This window comes from Agromyces sp. NPDC029043, assembly GCF_055564615.1.
Genome location: NZ_JBVHVX010000029.1, coordinates 16,349 through 35,080 on the forward strand (window position 1 = coordinate 16,349; position 18,732 = coordinate 35,080).

The 18,732-nt window shown below is 66.5% G+C and carries 18 protein-coding genes; 7 read left to right on the forward strand and 11 right to left on the reverse strand.

Annotated elements, in window-relative coordinates; translation table 11 throughout:
* Nucleotides 1-63 precede the first annotated feature (63 nt).
* A complete protein-coding gene (locus ACZ4TW_RS22580; RefSeq protein ID WP_465546599.1) occupies nucleotides 64-936 on the forward strand; it encodes a formate/nitrite transporter family protein in 873 nt (290 codons plus the stop codon).
* A 33-nt stretch (nucleotides 937-969) separates the two neighbouring features.
* On the opposite strand, the gene ACZ4TW_RS22585 is transcribed toward ACZ4TW_RS22580, so the two are convergent.
* Nucleotides 970-1,725 carry an MBL fold metallo-hydrolase gene (locus ACZ4TW_RS22585; RefSeq protein WP_465546601.1) on the reverse strand — a complete coding sequence of 252 codons (756 nt, stop codon included), beginning with the start codon at nucleotides 1,723-1,725 and terminating at the stop codon, nucleotides 970-972.
* A gap of 64 nt (nucleotides 1,726-1,789) precedes the next feature.
* Here ACZ4TW_RS22585 and ACZ4TW_RS22590 point away from each other — a divergent pair, with 64 nt between their 5' ends.
* Together ACZ4TW_RS22590 and ACZ4TW_RS22595 are read left to right on the forward strand one after the other, a co-directional pair.
* Nucleotides 1,790-3,805: an alkaline phosphatase family protein gene (locus ACZ4TW_RS22590; protein WP_465546603.1), complete on the forward strand. Its 2,016-nt coding sequence runs from the start codon at nucleotides 1,790-1,792 to the stop codon at nucleotides 3,803-3,805.
* Nucleotides 3,806-3,818: 13 nt separating this feature from the next.
* Nucleotides 3,819-4,679, forward strand: a complete 861-nt coding sequence (locus ACZ4TW_RS22595) for a siderophore-interacting protein (protein WP_465546605.1) — start codon at nucleotides 3,819-3,821, stop codon at nucleotides 4,677-4,679.
* Between the two features lie 25 nt (nucleotides 4,680-4,704).
* Here ACZ4TW_RS22595 and ACZ4TW_RS22600 read toward each other — a convergent pair whose 3' ends face one another.
* Both ACZ4TW_RS22600 and ACZ4TW_RS22605 read right to left on the reverse strand, forming a co-directional pair.
* Nucleotides 4,705-5,598, reverse strand: coding sequence for an SDR family oxidoreductase (locus ACZ4TW_RS22600; protein WP_465546607.1), 894 nt, complete (start codon nucleotides 5,596-5,598; stop codon nucleotides 4,705-4,707).
* Nucleotides 5,599-5,604: 6 nt separating this feature from the next.
* Nucleotides 5,605-6,108: a MarR family winged helix-turn-helix transcriptional regulator gene (locus ACZ4TW_RS22605; protein ID WP_465546609.1), complete on the reverse strand. Its 504-nt coding sequence runs from the start codon at nucleotides 6,106-6,108 to the stop codon at nucleotides 5,605-5,607.
* 194 nt (nucleotides 6,109-6,302) lie between these two features.
* Between ACZ4TW_RS22605 and ACZ4TW_RS22610 the strand changes: the two genes are divergently transcribed.
* Complete coding sequence (locus ACZ4TW_RS22610) at nucleotides 6,303-7,802, forward strand: MFS transporter (protein WP_465546611.1); 1,500 nt, start codon at nucleotides 6,303-6,305, stop codon at nucleotides 7,800-7,802.
* Here the strand turns inward: ACZ4TW_RS22610 and ACZ4TW_RS22615 are convergent.
* From ACZ4TW_RS22615 to ACZ4TW_RS22650, 8 genes are all read right to left on the reverse strand, one after another.
* Nucleotides 7,793-9,214, reverse strand: coding sequence for an MFS transporter (locus ACZ4TW_RS22615; protein WP_465546612.1), 1,422 nt, complete (start codon nucleotides 9,212-9,214; stop codon nucleotides 7,793-7,795). The genes ACZ4TW_RS22610 and ACZ4TW_RS22615 overlap by 10 nt on opposite strands.
* The gene (locus ACZ4TW_RS22620) at nucleotides 9,199-10,005 is read right to left on the reverse strand and encodes a crotonase/enoyl-CoA hydratase family protein (protein WP_465546613.1); all 807 of its coding nucleotides are present in this window, start codon (nucleotides 10,003-10,005) and stop codon (nucleotides 9,199-9,201) included. The genes ACZ4TW_RS22615 and ACZ4TW_RS22620 overlap by 16 nt, the downstream gene beginning before the upstream one ends.
* A gap of 72 nt (nucleotides 10,006-10,077) precedes the next feature.
* Entirely contained in the window at nucleotides 10,078-11,511 is a 1,434-nt protein-coding gene (locus ACZ4TW_RS22625) for a glycoside hydrolase family 1 protein (protein WP_465546614.1), read from the reverse strand.
* Between the two features lie 4 nt (nucleotides 11,512-11,515).
* On the reverse strand, nucleotides 11,516-11,647 hold the full coding sequence (locus ACZ4TW_RS22630) for an SDR family oxidoreductase (RefSeq protein ID WP_465546616.1): 132 nt from the start codon (nucleotides 11,645-11,647) through the stop codon (nucleotides 11,516-11,518).
* Nucleotides 11,635-12,480 (reverse strand): SDR family NAD(P)-dependent oxidoreductase, encoded by an 846-nt coding sequence (locus tag ACZ4TW_RS22635; RefSeq protein ID WP_465546618.1) that lies wholly within the window; start codon nucleotides 12,478-12,480, stop codon nucleotides 11,635-11,637. Before ACZ4TW_RS22635 ends, ACZ4TW_RS22630 begins: the two co-directional genes overlap by 13 nt.
* Nucleotides 12,477-13,400, reverse strand: coding sequence for an FAD-dependent oxidoreductase (locus ACZ4TW_RS22640; protein ID WP_465546620.1), 924 nt, complete (start codon nucleotides 13,398-13,400; stop codon nucleotides 12,477-12,479). Before ACZ4TW_RS22640 ends, ACZ4TW_RS22635 begins: the two co-directional genes overlap by 4 nt.
* Nucleotides 13,401-13,445: 45 nt before the next feature.
* Nucleotides 13,446-14,186 carry a GntR family transcriptional regulator gene (locus tag ACZ4TW_RS22645; protein WP_465546622.1) on the reverse strand — a complete coding sequence of 247 codons (741 nt, stop codon included), beginning with the start codon at nucleotides 14,184-14,186 and terminating at the stop codon, nucleotides 13,446-13,448.
* Between the two features lie 43 nt (nucleotides 14,187-14,229).
* Complete coding sequence (locus ACZ4TW_RS22650; protein WP_465546624.1) at nucleotides 14,230-15,381, reverse strand: acyl-CoA dehydrogenase family protein; 1,152 nt, start codon at nucleotides 15,379-15,381, stop codon at nucleotides 14,230-14,232.
* Nucleotides 15,382-15,540: 159 nt separating this feature from the next.
* Between ACZ4TW_RS22650 and ACZ4TW_RS22655 the strand changes: the two genes are divergently transcribed.
* The 3 genes from ACZ4TW_RS22655 to ACZ4TW_RS22665 are packed head-to-tail and all read left to right on the forward strand — an operon-like array spanning nucleotide 15,541 to nucleotide 18,610.
* Nucleotides 15,541-16,377, forward strand: coding sequence for an HpcH/HpaI aldolase/citrate lyase family protein (locus ACZ4TW_RS22655; protein WP_465546627.1), 837 nt, complete (start codon nucleotides 15,541-15,543; stop codon nucleotides 16,375-16,377).
* A complete protein-coding gene (locus tag ACZ4TW_RS22660; RefSeq protein WP_465546629.1) occupies nucleotides 16,374-17,375 on the forward strand; it encodes a MaoC family dehydratase in 1,002 nt (333 codons plus the stop codon). Before ACZ4TW_RS22655 ends, ACZ4TW_RS22660 begins: the two co-directional genes overlap by 4 nt.
* Nucleotides 17,376-17,401: 26 nt before the next feature.
* Nucleotides 17,402-18,610, forward strand: a complete 1,209-nt coding sequence (locus ACZ4TW_RS22665; RefSeq protein WP_465546631.1) for a CoA transferase — start codon at nucleotides 17,402-17,404, stop codon at nucleotides 18,608-18,610.
* Nucleotides 18,611-18,732 lie beyond the last annotated feature (122 nt).

Consider the following 18,732-nt stretch of genomic DNA (forward strand, 5'->3'; position numbering starts at 1 on the left):
ACTCCCGAGCAGTTCGTCGAGGAATAGCGCGCCGAACCGGGGCTGCTGTGTCACCGTTGACAGGTGAGCAGCCCCGAGTTCGACACGGCCAAGCTCTTCCCCGGCCGGTTCTTCATCTCGTCGGTCCTCGATGTGCTCGAGTCCAAGAAGCGGATGACCGGGCACATGCGACGACGGTATCTGCAGCGCGCCACCATGGCGGGCATCATCATCGGCATCTTCTACGTGATCGACTATTCGATCATCGCCGCATTCGACTCCCTCGGCGACGAGCCCGAGCAGTTCCACGTCATCGGCAAACTGCTGGGCTCGGCCGTCTTCGGGTGGGCGTTGGTGTTCATCTACTACTCGAAATCCGAACTGCTGACGTCGAACATGATGATGGTCGCGATCGGCACCTACTACCGCCGGCTCACACCGATGCTGGTGACACGCATCCTCGGGTTCTGCTATCTCGGCAACATCCTCGGCGGTCTCATCGTCGCCGGGCTGTTGCGCGGCTCCACCCTCATCAACGACGCCACGCTGCGCGCCATGCAGCATTCCGTCGACGTCAAGACCGGCTATCTCTCCGCCGGTTTCAGCGGTTGGCTCGATCTGTTCATCCGCGCGATCCTGTGCAATTTCATGATCAATCTGGCAATGCTGCTGGTGTACAACGGATTCCTGCACGAAGATCTCGCCAAATGCCTGACCATGATCACCGCCGTCTTCGTGTTCGCGTTCCTCGACTTCGAGCATTCGGTCGCCAATACGGTGCTGTTCCTCATCGTCGGCCTCGAAGCCGGTGTGCCCGTCGGGCCGGCGCTCGGCAACCTCGGGATCGTGCTGCTGGGCAACCTCGTCGGCGGCGGCATCCTCATCGGCTTCTACTACGCATGGGTGAACGACGAGCGCGATACCCGGCTGCCCCATCTGCGTCGACGGCATCAGTAGCCACCAGTAGCACCAGTGGTGCGCTGCACACCCCTAGCCCCGCACCTCGATCTCTTCCCCCGGCCGTAACTCCACGGCGTCGAGTCCCGCGCGCTGCGCCAGCTCGACGAAGCGCGCGCCGTGATCGTAGAACCACCCGCTGCGGTAGAACCCCAACCCGATCGGCCACAGCGTCCCGAAGTGGATGGGCACGCTGCGTCGAGCCGCGATCGTCGCGGCGGCCTGAACCGCACCGGCCGGGTCCATGTGTCCGTCGCCCTTCGTCGGCCCCCAGCCACCGACCGGCAGCAGCGCCAGATCCGGCTGCTGCACCCAGTCGGCGAGGCCCGCGTAGACGTCGGTGTCACCGGCGAAGTAGGTCGTGACGTCGCCGCAGACGAGGTAGCCGAGCGCATCCGGGATGCGCGGCCCGAAACGCCAGCGTCGGCCGTCGTGCTCGGCCGGGACGGCGCGGATCGTCAGACCGCCGATCGGTGTCTCGTCACCGGCGCTCACCTCGATCAGCCGGTGCCCCACCGACCGCAACGCCGGGAACCGGTCGGGGGCGCCGCGCGGCACGATGATCGGGGCCCGCGGTATCACCCGGCGCAGCGACGGGCGGTCGGTGTGATCGGCATGTAGGTGTGACAGCAGTACGACGTCGGGATCGTGCACGCCGGGTCCGTACGGGACCTCCCCGCGGCGGCGTCGGAGATGAGCGACGCGCATCGTCAGCACCGGATCGGTGAGGACCGTCGTCTCCCGATCGGTGATCACCGTCGACGCATGCCCCAGCCACCTCATCCGCATTCCGGCCACCTCCGTCCCTCACCGTCTACGATCCCAGAAACACGACGCCCCCCGAAGGAGACCTGTGCGCACCACCGCGGCCGTTGTCCGGGTCCTCATCGAGTTCCTCGTATTGTGGTTCGTCTCCGCGTTCGCGCTCCTCGTCCTCGACTATTTCATCGACGGCGTGCGACTCATCCCCGTCGACTGGGGTGTCGATCAACTCACCACCCTGCCCGCCGCACTCGCCATCGCCGTCGTGTTCGGGCTGCTCAACGCGCTGCTGTGGCCGGTGCTGCTGCGCATGATGGCGTGGGTCGGGCCGCTGCTGCTGTTCATCCTGAACTTCGTGGTCGGCGGGGCGCTGCTGCTGCTCACGATCGCGATCGTGCCGCGCGCCACCGTCGAGAACACCGCCAGCGTGTTCCTCATGGCGGCGATCCTGTCGCTGGTGAGTTCGTTGGTCGGCGCGTCGATCGCCGCACGCTCCAACACCGCCTACCGGGTGATGCAGGTGCGCCGTCAACGCTTTCGACGGCGCACCGACGGCGCACCCGCCGCCCCCGGTCTGCTCTGCATCCAGATCGACGGGCTCGGTCACGAGGTGCTCCGCCGAGCCATCGCCGACGGCGTGACCCCCGGCATCGCGAAGCTCGTGCGCGAATCGCACAATCTGGTTCCCTGGCAAACCGACTGGAGCAGCCAGACCGGCGCCACCCAACTCGGCATCCTCCACGGCGACAATCATGATGTGCCCGCCTTCCGCTGGTACGTCAAGGACACCGGGCAGATCGCCGTGTTCAGCAATCCGCGTAGCAACGAGGACCGCGAACTCGAAAGAGCCGATATCCCCGGCCTTCTCGCGATCGACGGCGCGAGCCGCGGCAACCTGTTCACCGGTGGCGCCGAGGACAACGTCCTCGTCGTCAGCCGCATGCGCGGCGCCCGCCTCGGTGGCGGCGCCGGCTATACGTCGTACTTCATCGATCCGTCGAGCGCCCTGCGCACGGTGGTCGGCATGATCGCCGAGATCGTGCGTGAACTGCGGCAGGCCTGGCATCAACGGCGCCGCGGGATCGTGCCGCGCGTCTACCGCGGCGGCGTCTATCCGCTCGTCCGCGCCTTCACCACCGTGCTCGCCACCGACATGACCACCGCTGCCGTCGTCGGCGATCTCATCGCCGGGCGCAGCATCATCTACGTCGACCTCATCGGCTATGACGAGGTGTCTCATCATTCCGGGATCTCCCGCCCGGAAACCCTTACCGTGCTCAGCCACGTCGACGAGACGGTGCAGTTGCTGCTGGCCACCGCCGCCCAGGCCGACCGCGAGTACCGCGTCGTGCTGCTCTCCGATCACGGCCAGAGTCAGGGCGCCACCTTCCGTCAACGCTACGGCGAGGGGCTCCCCGAACTCGTCGCACGACTCACCGGACACACCGCGCCGATCACCGCCGACAAGATCGGCTCCGAGGGTAAGTCCTACGCCGCCGCCAGTGTCGGACAACATGATTCGGACACCGACGACCGTACCATCGACGACTCGAGCGGCGCACCCATCGTGCTCGGTTCCGGCAACCTCGGCCTGATCAGCTTTCCCGATCTCCCCGGCCGCGCCGACACCGATGCCATCGAGGGCCGCCATCCCGGACTCCTCGACGCGCTGCGCACCCACCCGGGCATCGGCTTCCTGCTCGTCGCCGCGCCCGGCTCCGGCGGCCCCGGCGGCTCCGGCGGCTCTGGCAGATCTGTCGTGCTCGGACCCGCCGGCACCGTCGACGTCGCGTCGGGCACGGTCACCGGCGACGACCCGTTGCGCGCCTTCGGCGTCGACGCCCTCGAGAAGATCCGGCGGACCGACGGTTTCTCCAACGTCGCCGACATCATGGTGAGCAGCGCATACTGGGCCGAGACCGACGAGGTCGCCGCATTCGAGGAACAGGTCGGCTCCCACGGCGGCATGGGCGGACCGCAGAGCACCCCGTTCCTGCTCTATCCAGCTGATCTCCCTGCTCCGCCCGAACACCTCCACGGAGCAGAGAACGTCCACAGGGTCCTCGCGGGGTGGCGGGACCTGGGAACGGCGGCCGGTTCCCCGTAACGTGGGGCGGGCCATGGGATCCTCACTCGCTCGCGTCACCGACACCACCGATCTCAATCCGCGTCTGCGGCGCATCACCTTCACCGTCGACGACCTGCCCGGCCTCGGACTCCCCGGCCTCGCCGACGACGCCGTGGGCATCTACTTTCCCGCGGCGACCACCGAATCCACCGCACCCGAGGGCCGCAACTATTCGGTGCGGGCGGTCGATCACGCATCGTCGACGATGACCGTCGACTTCGTCGTGCACTCCCACGGCGTGGCGACGCAGTGGGCGCAACGGGCGCGGCCCGGCGATGAGGTCACCCTCGATCATGCCCGCGGTTGGTACCGCCCCGAGCCGACCACCGACTGGCAACTCCTCGTCGCCGACCTCGCCGGGCTCCCGGCCCTCGCCCGCATCCTCGACGAATTGCCGACCGGGACAGCGGCGATCGTCGTCGTCGAAGTCCTCGATGTGGAGGATCTGGAGTATCTTGCCCCGCATGTGCGTGCCGATCCCGACTCCTCCACAGCCCCCGGCGCAGTGGAGATCATCCCGATCATCGCTCGCGGCAACGGCTTTCGGGAGAGCCGCCTGACCGAGACAGTCGGCGCACTCACTCACCCCGACGGCCGCGGCTACTGCTGGTATGCGGCCGAGGCCACCCCGTCGCGCGCCATCCGCAAACATCTGCGTACCAAATATGGTTGGGACAGAGGTCAATACGACATCATCGGCTATTGGCGACGTGACGGCGAGGAATGGTCACGCCGCTTCGAGCGTCACGGCGAGGAACTCTACGCGATCTATCAGCAGGCCATCGCCGCCGGGAAGGGCGAGAAGGTCGCCGCCGAGGAGTTCGACGACGCACTCGAACGCATGGGACTGTAGCCGTTCGGTAGGTGGCGACAGCCGTTCAGTAGGTGGCGACCATACCCTGCTTCGGGGCCTGACGCATCCGCCACAGCAGCAGCGGCATCTTGCGCAGCGGCAGCGGACGCGGCCAGTCGGTGCCGCGCAGCAATGCCTCGGTGCCGCCGTCGACGGTGATCACCGACCCGCACAGGAAGTCCGCCGCGGGCGACAGCATCGTCTGCACCCAGGCCGAGATCTGTTCGGGCGTACCGTATTCCCGGATCGGGAGCGGGAACGAGCGGACATTTCCGCCCTGCGCACCGTCGAGTTGGGATCTCAGCAACGGCGTCATCACCGGCCCCGGAGCGATGACATTGATCCGGATACCCGCACCCGCCCACTCGGGGCGAACAGCCTGCTGCCGCGACCACCAGGTCACCGCCGTCTTCGACGCGGCGTAGGCGATCGCCGCCGACGCGGCCCCGCGTCGTCGAATCTGTTTCACGGCGGCGTCGAGATCACCGCGGATCAGTCGGCGAACCGTGCGGGCGGAGACCATCGGCGTCGAGGTCGTCGAGTTCGAGCCGAACACAACGACTTTCGCGTTTCCCGCCGCTGCGAGCGCAGGGCGGATCCGGGTGAGCAGTTCGGTGACGCCGAGGACGTTGACCGCGGCGATGGTATCTTCGGCGCCCCGTGTGGGTCCGAGCCCCGCGGCGAACACGGCGCCGTCGAGAGCGGCACCACCCAGCACGACGGCCAGTTCATCGAGTGCTGATCGGCGTCCGTCGGCGGTGGACAGATCGGCGATGATCGTGCACCCCTGATCCGGCGAGGCCGGTTCCGGACCGGCATCGCGGTCGACGCCGATCACCGCGTGTCCCTGCGACCGCAGATCGGCTGCCGTCGCGGCGCCGATCCCCGACGCCGCGCCCGTCACCAGATACGTACCCACGTGCGTTCACCCCTGTCGTCGAATCCTGGTGCGCTGCGCCAGGTCATCGCGCTCGGCATCCAGCACCCGATCATAGGCGTCGTTATAGGCACGCAATCCATGTAATAGGGCCGCTGGGGTGCCCGGTTCCAGATCGGCGAAGACGCGATTGAGCCGCGTCACCCGCAGCATGCCGTCGTGATGGAAGGCCTTCGTCCCCGCCTCGGTGGGCCGGAGCAACTTGCTCAACGATCCCGCCACGTCATACCGCTCGATGTAGCCGTGGTTGATGGCGGCATTGACCTGACGGTTCACCGTCGACTGATCGAGGTCGAGTTCCTCGGCGAGGTCACGCAGGGTCCGGGGGCCGTCGGCGAGCCTCAGCAGGATCGCGAAGGCGGATTCCTCCAGGACCGCGTCGGCGTGGAAACCCTTCCTGCGATGGGTGATGCGGCGGAGTTCGTCGACGAGGTCGCGATAGAGCGGCGACGGCCACGGCGCATGGTCGGGGTCCTGCACCGAATCTGACATGCCCTGATCCTTCCCCTTGATCCTGCCGTTGGCATCACAGCCGTTTGGCATCACAGCCATTGGCATCACAGCCCTTGGCATCACAGCCCTTGGCATCACGGAGTGGCCCCAATCGGACAATCTACCCATCGTCGGACCACCATTCGCCATGTGCACGCTACATATGTATCGTGCACATGTCTAAAGGAGGTTCCATGACGGAGAACACGCACCAGTCCGTTGACGCACCCGCGCCCGCCGCGGTCGACGAGATCCCGCACGCCGAGACCAGCGGGGCGTCGGCCATCGGGACGGTCATCGTCCTCTGCTTCGGTGGCCTCGTCGCATCGCTGATGCAGACGCTGATCATCCCGATCCAGCCCGAACTGCCGCATCTGCTCAACACGTCGATCTCCAACGCGTCGTGGGTCATCACCGCGACGCTGCTCGCCGCCGCGGTCACCATGCCGATCGCCGGTCGCCTCGGTGACATGTTCGGCAAGCAGCGTGTGCTGGCGGTCAGCGCGGCTCTGCTCGTCGTCGGCTCGCTGATCTGCGCATTGAGCGGATCTCTCGTGCCGTTGATCGTGGGTCGCGCGGTGCAGGGCTTCGCGATGGGCTTCATTCCGGTGGGGATCAGCCTCATGCGTGAGGTCACGCCACCGAAGGTGACCTCGATGGCGGTGGCCGCGATGAGCGCGACCCTCGGTGTCGGCGGCGCGATCGGCCTGCCGTTCTCCGCGTGGATCGTCGAGGCGTCGAACTGGCATGTGCTGTTCTGGGTCGCCGCCGGACTCGCCGTCGTCGTGCTGGCGTTGGTGCTGCTGGTCATCCCGCACGTCGACGACGCGGCCGGCGGTCGCCTCGATGTCGTCGGTGCTCTCGGCCTGGCCATCGGCCTGGTCGCGATGCTCATCGCCATCACCAAGGGCAACGACTGGGGCTGGTCGTCGGGGTCGACGCTCGGCCTGCTCATCGGTGGTGCCGCGGTGTTGGGCATCTGGGGTGTCTACGAGATCCGCCACACCGATCCGCTGGTCGATCTGCGCACCACGGCGCGTCCCGCCGTGCTGTTCACCAACCTCGCCGCCATCGCCATCGGCTTCGGCATGATGGCCCAGTCGGTCGTCATCCCGATGCTTCTCGAGATGCCCCTGTCCACGGGTTACGGTCTGGGACAGAGCATCCTGCACGCCGGACTGTGGATGGCCCCCGGCGGTCTGATGATGATGATCTTCGCTCCCGTCTCCGGCATCCTGATCAACAAGATCGGCCCCAAGCCGACGCTCGCGATCGGTGCCACCGTCCTCGGTGTCGGGTACCTCGTCGCACTGTTCCTGATGAATTCGCCGTGGCAGTTGATGATCGCCGCGATCATCGGCTCCTCGGGTGTGGGCATCGGCTACGCCGCGATGCCGACCCTGATCATGGGTGCGGTCCCGATCACCGAAGCCGGTGCGGCCGTCGGGCTCAACGGCCTGATGCGTTCGGTCGGTACGACCGTCGCGTCGGCGGTGATGGCGCTGGTGCTGACCAGCTCGACCATCGAGCTCGGTGGCATCGCCTTCCCCGATCACACGGCATTCCGCTGGTGCTTCATGATCGGCGCGCTCGCCGCCTTCGTCGGCGCCGCGATCACGCTGCTCATCCCGGTCCGTAAGCAGGCCGCCGCAGCAGCGTCGACCGGCGGGGCCGCGCTGGCGCGTCAGGACTGAGCGGCTCGGGGTTCTCCGCGGGGTTCTGCGCGCCGCAGGTGATTGATCATCAGCGCGCCGAACACGACGACGCACCCGCCCGCGCTCACCGCGAGCGCGACCTGAATCCCGGTGTCCGACGGCAACAGCCCGACTCCCGGATGCGCCGCGAGCACCGCCCCGGACAGGGCGCTGCCGCATGCGCCGCCGACTGTCCGCAGCACCTGATTGAAGCTCACGGCGCTGCCGAGTTCCTCGGCCATGACGCTGCGCGCGATCAATGCGGGCATCGCCGCGTATGACGTCCCGAGGCCCACGCCGAACAGGAACATCCCGATCAGGATCTCCCACAGCGCGTCGTGGGCGAACAGCATCAGGAACGCGGCGGCGGTCATGACACCCGCACCGAGCGGTAGCAGCGTGGGCAGGGAGATGCGCTGCGCCACCACACGCACCACGCGGTTCGCACCGAAGCTCCCCACCGACAGCGGGAACATCACGAACCCGGCCCACAGCAGTGGGAGCGCGATCCCGTACCCGGTCGATGTGGGCGCCTGCGCGATGAGGCTGCTGATCGACAGGCCGATGTAGAGCGCGGCCCCGAGCCCGATCGCGGTGCCGTTGGCCAGCAGCACCTCTCGATGCCGGAAGGTGCGTAGGTTGATCATCGGATGGCGCGCTCGCAGTTCCACCCGCCCCCACGTGATGAGCAGCAGCGTCGCCAGCCCGAAGGCCACGAGCGTCGGCGGCGACACCCATCCCCAGTCCGGCCCCTCGCTCACCCCGATCAACAACGACGTCAGGCCGGCACCGAGCAGCAACGCACCGGGGACGTCGAACGGATGGCGCGGCGCATCCTCGTCGGGTCCGGTCGGGATCACCACCGCCACCGTGATCATCGCCGTCACCAGGAAGACGGCCGACGCGGCGAAGGCCGTGCGGAATCCGAATCCCGACGCGAGCACGCCCGTCAGCGGATACCCGACCCCCAACCCCGTCGCCACGGTCACCGACAGCGCCGAGATCCCCGGCTGCACCTTCGCGGTCGGGAGATGGCGTCGCGCCAGGGCGATGGTCACCGGCACGATCCCGTACGACAGGCCCTGCAGTGCCCGCCCGAGGAGGAACAGCGCGAAGTTCGGCGCCGCGGCCGCCAGCACCGAGCCGACGAGGATCACCCCCAGTGAGATCATCAGCAACCGCTTCGTGTGTGGGCCGTCGCTCAGCCGACCCATCACCGGTGTCGAGATGGCCCCCACCAGAAGATTGACGGTCAGCATCCACTGCGCGGTGCTCACCGAGACCCCGTATTCCACGGCGATGCTCGGCACCAGCAGCATGCCCAGCGAACTGACGACCGCGGTGGTAAGCGCCGCATAGACCAGCCCGGGCAGCATGCCGGGGCGCGGCGTCCGGCTCAGCGCTTGGCCCACCGCGCGACGCGCTCCCGGTGTTCGTCGGTGAGATGCGCCAGCGGTTGCATCGCCGCGGCGAGATGCAGCGCCTGATCGAGCGTCGAGGTCTGCGATTCCGCGAGCAGACGTTTCGCCATCCGGAGGCTGTGACCGGGATTGCGGGCGATCCGGTCGGCCAGCGACCGTGCCTCGTCGAGCAGCGCGTCGTCGGCGACCACCTGCGACACCAGCCCCCACTCCAGAGCGGTCGGCGCGTGCACACGATCCCCGGTGAACGTCATCTGCGCGGCCCGCTGGTATCCGACTATCCGCTGCAGGAACCAGGCGCCGCCGTCGCCCGGGATGAGACCGAGTTGCACGAAGCTCTCGGCGAAGAACGCCGACTCGGCCGCGATCCGGATGTCACACATCAGGGTCAGGTCGCATCCCGCACCCACCGCGGCACCGTTCACGGCGGCGATGATCGGGACCTCGAGACGACGCATCGCCCGCGGAATCCGTTGGATGCCATCGCTGTAGCCCTGCCGCTGGGGCGCACCCTCGTCGGCGAACAGACCCTTCTTCTCCGCCATGTCCTTGACGTTGCCGCCCGAGGAGAAGATGTGGCCGGCTCCGGTCAGGATCACCGCGCCGATTGTCGTGTCGGCGTTCACCGCGTCGATCGCGTCCTCGAACGCCTCGATCACCTCGGGTCCGGTGATCGCATTGCCGACCTCGGGCAGATTCATCGTCCACGTCTGGACGCCACCGTCGGTCGCGATGTCGAGCGGCTTGGCCATCTTCCTGGTGTCCGGGCGGTGAGAGTTCATGTGGCGCAGATCCTTTCGGGTGCGGATGGGTGTTGCGGCGACGTGCGGGCGCGGCGTCGGGTGGTTGCTCGATCAGTCCGGCGCGTCGAATGTGGTCTCATCGAGTACCGCACCGTTGCTCGCGATCACCGAGTGGTACCAGCCGAACGACTTCTTGCGGTGCCGCTGCAGGGTTCCGGTGCCGTCGTCGTGGCGGTCGACGTAGATGAAGCCGTAGCGTTTGCTCATCTGTGCGGTGGTGGCGCTCACCAGATCGATACAACCCCACGAGGTGTAGCCGAGGACATCCACCCCGTCCCGCAGCGCCTCACCCACCTCGAGCAGATGTGCGCGGTGATACGCGATCCGATGATCGTCGAGCACCGTAGGAACGCCGTCGACCTCGACGAGTTCCTCGCGCGCACCGATCCCGTTCTCGACGATGAACAGCGGCTTTCCCCATCGATCCCAGTACTCGTTGAGAATGATCCGCAACCCCTGCGGATCGATCTGCCAACCCCATTCCGATTCCCGCAGAGTCGGATTCGGGACACCGCCGAACAGTCCCCGATCGTCTGCCGCGTCGTCCGGCGTTGCCGTCTCACAGATGCTCGCGTAGTAGCTGAAGGAGACGAAGTCGACCGTGTGGGTGAGATCGTCGCGGTCGGCGTCGGTGATCTGCAGGTCGACGTCGTGCTCGGCGAGGTAGCGCAGGTGATATCCGGGGTACTGTCCGCGGCAGTGGACGTCGCCGAAGACGAGGTTCGCATGCTCGGTGTGCATCGCCGCCACCACATCGTCGGGCGACGGTGTCAGTGGATAGACCGGCACCGCGAGGATCATGCACCCGATCTGTGCGCCGGGCATCATCTCGTGTGCCATGCGGGTCACTCGCGCCGACGCGACGAGTTCGTGATGGATCGCCTGGTGCAGGTCGGTGAGACTCAGCTGTTCCTTCGGAGTGGCGATCCCGCCCGACAGGAATGGTTCGTGCAGAACGGAATTGATCTCGTTGAAGGTCAGCCAGCGCCGGACCCGGTGGCCGTACCGCTCGAAGAGCACCCGGCAGTAGCGCTCATAGAAGCCGATCAGTTCCCTGTTGACCCAGCCGTCGTAGTGTCGCGCGAGGTGCAGTGGTGTCTCGTAGTGGCTGATCGTCACGAGCGGCTCGATGCCGTGGCGCTCCAACTCGTCGAGCACCCTGTCGTAGAACGCCAGCCCTTCCTCATTGGGCTGTTCCTCGTCGCCGCGCGGGAAGATGCGACTCCACGCGATGGAGAACCGGAACACCGTGAATCCGAGCTCCGCGAACAGCGCGATGTCCTCGGCGTAGCGGTGATAAAAGTCGATCGCGGTGAGTTTCAGATTGTCCGGCGTCGGCTCGGCGGTGGGTGGCGCGGTGATGCCCTGCGGCAGCACATCCTGGATCGAGAGCCCTTTGCCCCCGTCGTCGTAGGCACCCTCGATCTGGTTGGCCGCGGTCGCACCGCCCCACAGAAAACCGTCGGGAAACCTGGGCGCGGACACGTCGTCAGAATACGCGGGTACCGCCGTCGATCGAGATCTGTTCGGCAGTAATGAACTTCGATTCGTCGGACGCGAGGAACGCGACGACGTTCGCGATCTCCTCCGGCTCGGCCGCGTACTGGTTCAGGAAGGGCATGCCATCCCCGCGAGCCGCGGATTGGTCTCGTTCGTCTCCGCGATGCGCGCCACCATGTCGCCGCTTCCCATCGGCGTGATGACGGCACCGGGGTGGATGCTGTTGACCCGGATGTCGTGGGCGCCGAGTTCTGCGGCGAAGGACCGGGTCATCCCGACCAGCGCGTGCTTGCTGGTCGTGTAGTGGACCATGAACGGCTGCAGTTTCACACCGGCCAACGAGCTGGTGATGATGATCGAGCCGCCGCCCGCCTCGATGACATGCGGAGCGGTGGCCATCACGGTGTTCCAGACGCCGGTGACGTTGATGTCGATGGTGTCGCCAAAACTGATGGGCGTCACCTCATCCCACGTCTCCGGAATGCAGATTCCGGCGTTCGCGACCACCGTGTCGAGCCGACCGAACCTCGCCACGCCGTCGGCCGCCACGGCCTTGAGTCCGTCGAGATCACGACATCGCACCGCACCAGATGTGCTTGTCCGCCGACTTCCTCGACGAGTGCCCGCGTCTCGTCGAGATCCTCCGGGGTGGCCGAGTCGTAGGGCACGTCGCCGGGTAGCGGCCCGGCCAGGTCGACACCGACGATCTGCGCGCCCTCGCTCGCGAGGCGAACCGCGTGGGCGCGACCCTGCCCACGTGCGACCCCGGTGATGAAGGCGACCTTGCCCTCCAGACGACTCATGCCGGCACCCACTCCGTTTCTCCGCCCGACCTGGTTGCCGAGCCATCCCAGCATTGCAGGCGACCGCGATCAGTCCGTGCATCCGCTGCCGATCCCACACCTGCTCGAGCACGCCCTCGCCGCCGTAGAGGATCTCACCCCAGTCCGTCATCCCGATGGAGCGATCGAGATAAGGTTCACGCTCACGATCGGCACCGGGGTGAGCCGATCGGCCGCGTCATAGGTCGCCTCGTGTCCCGGCACCTGATCGAGCAGGCCCTTGATGTTCCACACCGGCACCGCGCAGATCACCGCATCCGCGGCAACATGCTCCCCGTCGGCCAACGTCACCCCGGTGACCGCGCCGTCGGCGACATCGACCGACGAGACGACCGCCCGATGCCGGATCTCAACCCCCGCATCGGCGAACACCTTCTCCGCGCCGGCGATGAACAGGGTGTCGAGGTCGACGGTGGGATATCCGATCGACACCGGTGTCCGCGTTGCCAGCGCCCGACGCATGCCGGTGACGAGTAGATCGGCGGGCACCTTGGCCGAGGAGATCTCCGGTTTGTCGCCGGTCAGCCCGATCACCACACCGTCCCACAGCGCCGCGCGCGCTGATTGCGGAAGTCCGATGCGGCGGAACCATTCGTCGGCAGTGACGTCGTCGAGCCACGCGGGCTGACGAAGCGCATGCCGGAGTAGCGTCGCCTGGGCCTTCATGGTGCGCAGCCGATCAAGCCCGGTGACGCCGGGCAGATCGCCGATCGCGGTACGCAGTCCCGGCACACCCGAGAACGCCGAGCGTCGTGTTGCACCCCCGGGCATGCGGATCGTCATGTGGCCGGGGAACCGGACGTGCCTGCGGGTGCCGACGCTGTCGAGGTAGCGCATCAAGTGCTCGTACCCACTGGCGAACACGTGCTGACCGTTGTCCGGAACGTCGTCGACCGCCGTCTGAGGCATCGACATCGTGCGCCCGCCCAGCGATCCGCGCCGCTCCAGGAGCGTGACCCGGTGCCCGGCCTCGGTGAGCCAGACGGCCGACGCCAGCCCGGCCAGTCCCCCACCCACGACGACAACATGCATGAGACGACTTTAACTGGTTGTCTCACTCTTGACTGGCTGTCTCAATCAGCTCGTGCGTCGCAGCGTCACGCGGTACGTGTACTCCTCCGGCAGGAAATGACTGACGGCAAGTTCCACGACGCGCCCCGCTGTGTCGATATAGAGACGATCGACGCGGAGAACCGTATGCCCCACCGCGCAGCCGAGGCCGGCGGCCGTCTCCGTGTCCGCCTGCGTGGCCGTGATCGACTGCGTGCACTGATCGATCGGATGTTCCAGGTGCGGCTCGAGAAGCCCGATCATCGTCTGGTCACCGGTCGCCCCCTCGGCAACCTCCGGGGCGTCGGCAACGAGCCGCGCGATCTCCTCGGGCCACGACACCGCCGTGACGACGAAGGGCACGCCGTCGTTGAGTCGCTGGAAGACGATGCGATAGACGGCATCGGTGTTGAGTCTGAGCCGACCGGCCGCCTCCAGATCGATTCTGCGCCTCGGTGATTGGAGAACCCGCATCGTCGTGTCGGTGGACAGATTCATCAGGTCCTCGATGGACCCCAGCTGACGCAGGTACTGACCCGCCTTCTCCGTCGCGAACGTGCCGCGTCCGGGCACCCGGTACACCGAGCCCTCGGTGACCAGTTCCAGGAAGGCCCGGCGCACGGTCTGCCGACTGAGGCCGAACTCGTCGGACAGCTCTGCCTCCGTCGGCAGGCGAACACCCTCGGCGTAGTCGCCGCGCGCGATGCGCGAACGCAGTTCCCCCGCCAAAGTCCGGTAGGCGGGTTCGGTGTGATCTGCGGCGGTCATCGTGTGTGGTGTCCGGTGGTCATCGCGGTTCCGTCGCGGGCGATCAAATTCCGCCCCGGGAGACGAGTTGGGCGGCAATCACATTGCGCTGGATCTCGTTGGTGCCCTCACCCACGATCATCAACGGTGCGTCGCGGAAGTAGCGTTCGACGTCGAATTCGGTGGAGTAACCGTAGCCGCCGTGGATACGTACCGCGTTGAGTGCGATCTCCATCGCCACCTCGGAGGCGAACAGTTTCGCCATACCGGCCTCCATGTCACAGCGTTCACCGAGATCGTACTTTTCGGCGGCATGCCAGGTCAGCTGGCGGGCGGCGGTGAGTTTGGTGGCCATATCCGCCAAATAGTTGCCGATCGACTGATGCTTCCAGATCGGCTGACCAAACGATTCACGCTCCTGGGCATAGCGCAGCGAATCCTCCAACGCCGCGGTGCCCACACCCAACGCCCGGCACGCCACCTGAATACGACCGGTCTCCAACCCCTTCATCATCTGACCAAACCCCTTGCCCGGGGTGCCACCCAGAATCGCCGACGACGCGATCCGGTAGCCGTCGAAAGACAACTCACACGTCTCCACACCCTTGTAGCCGAGTTTCGGCAGATCCCGCGACACCGTCAAACCCGGACCATGCTCGACCAACACGATCGACATCCCGCGATGCCGCGGCTGCGCCTTCGGATCGGTCTTACACAACAACGCGACCAGCGCCGACCGGCGCGCATTGGAAATCCACGTCTTCGACCCCGAGATCACCAGATCGTCACCATCGGCCTTGGCCACGGTACCCATGTTCTGCAGATCCGAGCCGCCACCGGGTTCGGTCAACGCCATCGTCGCCCGCACCTCACCGGTCGCCATCCGCGGCAGATAAGTCTGCTTCTGCTCCTCGGTCCCGAACAGGGTCAGCAGTTTCGCCACCACCGTATGCCCACCCATCGCACCAGCCAGACTCATCCAACCGCGCGCCAACTCCTGGGTGACCTGGGCATAACACGGCATCGACACCGGCGAACCGCCATACTCGTCAGGCACCGCCAGCCCATAGATCCCGATCTGCATCATCTGATCGATCCACTTCTCGGGGTACTCATTGTCATGCTCCACCTGCTGCACCGTCGGCTTCACATCCCGATCAATGAAAGCGCGCACAGTCTCGACAAGGAACTGTTCTTCGGCATTGAGAGCACTCATGGGCCACCCGATCTGAATCGACACAACGATCACGAATTTGTACGGCCATATTCACTCCCCGCCGCCACAAAGTCAACACTTTCCGCTCAGGCCACGGTCTGATAGAACCATTGGAGTGCCTATTTGGCCGCACATTTGTCAGGAACCTCAGGAGTAGGCGTGAAGAACAGACGAGCGGTGCTGGTGGCACCGGCCTCCGACGAACGGAAGGCGCACAAGGCACTCGCCTCCACCGCCGACGAGGTGATCCTCGATCTCGAGGACGCCGTCACCCCCGACAACAAGGATTCGGCACGCGAGTCCGCCGGACGGTTGGTCGCCGAGTTCGGTGCCGACCGCGCCATCTCGCTACGGATCAACGGGACCGACACACCGTGGTCTGCCGACGACGTCGCCGCATGCGCTCAGATGGAGCATCTGTCGTCGGTCGTCCTCCCCAAGGCCGAGTCGGCCGACCAACTGCGTGCTGTCGACGACGCGTTGGGAGCGACGTCGGCGTCGCTGCAGATCCTGCTCGAAACCCCGATCGGTATCCGCGACGCCGGCGCCATCTGTGCTGCCACCCCGCGGCTCGACGCGGCGATCATCGGATACGCCGATCTCGGTACCGGACTCGGCCGCACCGGCCGACTGCCCCTTCAGTCGTGGCACGTCGTCCAGGAAACCGTGCTCATCGCGGCCCGCGCTGCAGGGATAGCTGTCATCGACGGGCCCCACCTCACCATCGCCGACGACGACGGCTTCCGCGCCGCGAAGGAGTGGGTCCGCGATCTCGGTTTCGATGGAACCTGGGTCATCCACCCCGCACAGATCGCCGGCGCGCTGGAGATCTTCACGCCCGACGCCGCCGCCCTTGCGGACGCGCGCTCCGTGCTCGCGGCGCTGGAAGACGCTGCGGCACAAGGTGCGGGCGCCGCCAACCTGGACGGACGCATGCTCGACGAGGCGCTGGCCGTGTCGGCACGCCGCACACTGGCTCGAGGTGGCGTCCAATGAGTGATCAGCGAATCGCCGTCGGCGGCCCCTATTTCGACGAGTTGCACATCGGTTACCGGTTCGACGACGCACCGTCGATCACGATCACCTCCGGACTCGCCGCCAGTCACCAGGCAATCCTCGGCGACCGACTCCGACTCGCCTTGGATACCGAACTGTCCCAGAGGGTTACGAACGCAAGGACGGTTGCTCACCCCGGACTGGTATGCGATTTGGCGATCGGGCAGTCGACGGTGGCAACGCACCACGTCAAGGCCAACCTGTTCTACCGTGGCCTGCGTTTCCTCCACTACCCTGCCGTCGGCGACACGCTGACCACCGCGACCGAGGTCGTCGGCCTTCGGGAGAACTCGGCAAAACCGGGTAGAACGCCGACGGGTCTCGCCGCACTCCACATGATCACCACCGATCAGCACGGCCGCACCGTCCTCGACTTCTACCGCTGCGCAATGCTGCCCCTGTCCCCCACTCCGGACCCGGGTCGGAAAGTCCACGCCGATGACCTCTCGACCATCGGCGCCGACTCGATGGGCGGGGAGCCCACCATCCCGGATTGGGATCTCGAGTACTTCCGCAATTCAGTTGGTGGACAACACTTCACGGAAACTCTTGCCGGAACCGTCTTCGCTTCAAGCGCCGATGTCGTGTCGTCGGCGCCGGAACTAGCACGACTCACCCTCAACATCGCCGCCACCCATCACGATGCACGTGGCACGGGTCAGCGTCTCGTGTACGGCGGCCACACCATTGGGCTTGCGCTGGCGCAGACCGCGCGAGCATTGCCGAATCTCGTCACGGTGCTCGACTGGGATTCCTGCGATCACACTGGCCCCGTCCACGAGGGCGACACCCTCACCAGTGAACTCACCGTCGACGAGGCGTTGCCACGACCCAAGGGCGGCGGTGTGCTGCGCTTGCGGTCGCTGGTCGTGGCACACGAGGCCGATGGCTCCACGCGACATGTGCTCGACTGGCGGTACCGAGCCCTGATGGCCTGACAATCCCACGTGCACAAGGAGTTTTCGTGACCACATCCTCCCGACCCCTCGACGGTCTGCGCATTGTCGAGGTGTCGAGCTTCGTCGCCTCGCCCCTCTGTGGCCTCACGCTGGCACAGCTCGGCGCCGAGGTCATCCGCGTCGACCCGATCGGTGGAGCCGCCGACGTGAACCGATGGCCGGTCTCCGACGAGGGAACCTCGATCTATTGGACCGGCCTGAACAAGGGCAAGAAGTCCGTGACGGCCGACATGCGCAGTCCCGAAGGCCAGAAGCTGGTGCAGGACCTGGTGATCGGTGGTGGCCCTGGTGGAGGCATCCTTGTCACGAACTCCGGCGGGCGCGATTGGATGAGCCACACCACTCTCGCCGAGCTCCGGCCGGACGTGATTGTCCTCGAGTTGCTCGGCGGCAGTGACGGTTCACCCGGTGTGGATTACACCGTCAACGCCGGACTCGGCTTCCCGTTGATCACCGGACCGACCACCGACGGTGCTGATGACGTTGGGAGCGCCCAGTCCGCAGATGCGGTCGACTCCGACGCCAACAGCGCGGTCGTAAACCACGTACTGCCGGCCTGGGACGTGGTGTGCGGACTCTATGCGGCCCTGGCAATCACAGCGGCGGTACGCCGACGCGAACGGACCGGCGCCGGCGCCTACATACGGCTACCGCTGGAAGACACAGCGCTGTCGATCGCCAGCACGCTCGGCTATCTCACTGAGCCACAGGTCACCGGGACCACCCGACCTGCGACCGGAAATGACGTCTACGGCACCTATGGAACCGATTTCGTCACCTCAGACGGTGGGCGGATGATGATTGTCGCCCTCACCAACCGGCACTTCCGGGATCTCGTTGTGCTGACCGAGACCGACGACGCCGTCGCCGAGATCGAGAAGGCACTCGGCGCGGACTTCCGCACCGAATCCGACCGGTACACCCACCGAGCGGTCCTCACACCCCTGTTCGCCGCGTGGTTCACACGTCACACCACTGACGAAGTGGAGCGAGCGCTGGCCGCGACATCCGTCCTGGCGCAACGTTATCGAAGCTTCTCCGAGGTCGTCGATTCCGGCGCACTCGCCGAGAACCCGATGTTCACGACCATTGATCAGCCGGGCGTGGGCAGCTACCTCGCCGCAGGTTTACCCGCGTCGTTCGACGGGACATACTTCGGCACCGGCCCCGCACATCCGCTCGGACAGGACACCAAGAGCGTCGTCGGGTCGTAGTTTGGTGGGGGGGGGGGGGGGGGGGGGGGGGGGAGAAAAACCCCCCCCCCCCCCCCCCGCCTTCCCAAAGAGGGGAGGGAAAGGGCGCTCCAAGAGGGGGCTGTTGGGGGAAAGAAGGTGTT

What these genes read in the sequence shown, in the direction of transcription:
- ACZ4TW_RS22640 (WP_465546620.1), bottom strand. Translation starts at nt 13,400, where the DNA reads ATGCATGTTGTCGTCGTGGGTGGGGGACTGGCCGGGCTGGCGTCGGCC.
- ACZ4TW_RS22585 (WP_465546601.1), bottom strand. Translation starts at nt 1,725, where the DNA reads ATGCGGATGAGGTGGCTGGGGCATGCGTCGACGGTGATCACCGATCGG.
- ACZ4TW_RS22645 (WP_465546622.1), bottom strand. Translation starts at nt 14,186, where the DNA reads ATGACCGCCGCAGATCACACCGAACCCGCCTACCGGACTTTGGCGGGG.
- ACZ4TW_RS22605 (WP_465546609.1), bottom strand. Translation starts at nt 6,108, where the DNA reads ATGTCAGATTCGGTGCAGGACCCCGACCATGCGCCGTGGCCGTCGCCG.
- ACZ4TW_RS22630 (WP_465546616.1), bottom strand. Translation starts at nt 11,647, where the DNA reads ATGCCCTTCCTGAACCAGTACGCGGCCGAGCCGGAGGAGATCGCGAAC.
- ACZ4TW_RS22650 (WP_465546624.1), bottom strand. Translation starts at nt 15,381, where the DNA reads ATGAGTGCTCTCAATGCCGAAGAACAGTTCCTTGTCGAGACTGTGCGC.
- ACZ4TW_RS22610 (WP_465546611.1), top strand. Translation starts at nt 6,303, where the DNA reads ATGACGGAGAACACGCACCAGTCCGTTGACGCACCCGCGCCCGCCGCG.
- ACZ4TW_RS22635 (WP_465546618.1), bottom strand. Translation starts at nt 12,480, where the DNA reads ATGACGGACTGGGGTGAGATCCTCTACGGCGGCGAGGGCGTGCTCGAG.
- ACZ4TW_RS22620 (WP_465546613.1), bottom strand. Translation starts at nt 10,005, where the DNA reads ATGAACTCTCACCGCCCGGACACCAGGAAGATGGCCAAGCCGCTCGAC.
- ACZ4TW_RS22595 (WP_465546605.1), top strand. Translation starts at nt 3,819, where the DNA reads ATGGGATCCTCACTCGCTCGCGTCACCGACACCACCGATCTCAATCCG.
- ACZ4TW_RS22660 (WP_465546629.1), top strand. Translation starts at nt 16,374, where the DNA reads ATGAGTGATCAGCGAATCGCCGTCGGCGGCCCCTATTTCGACGAGTTG.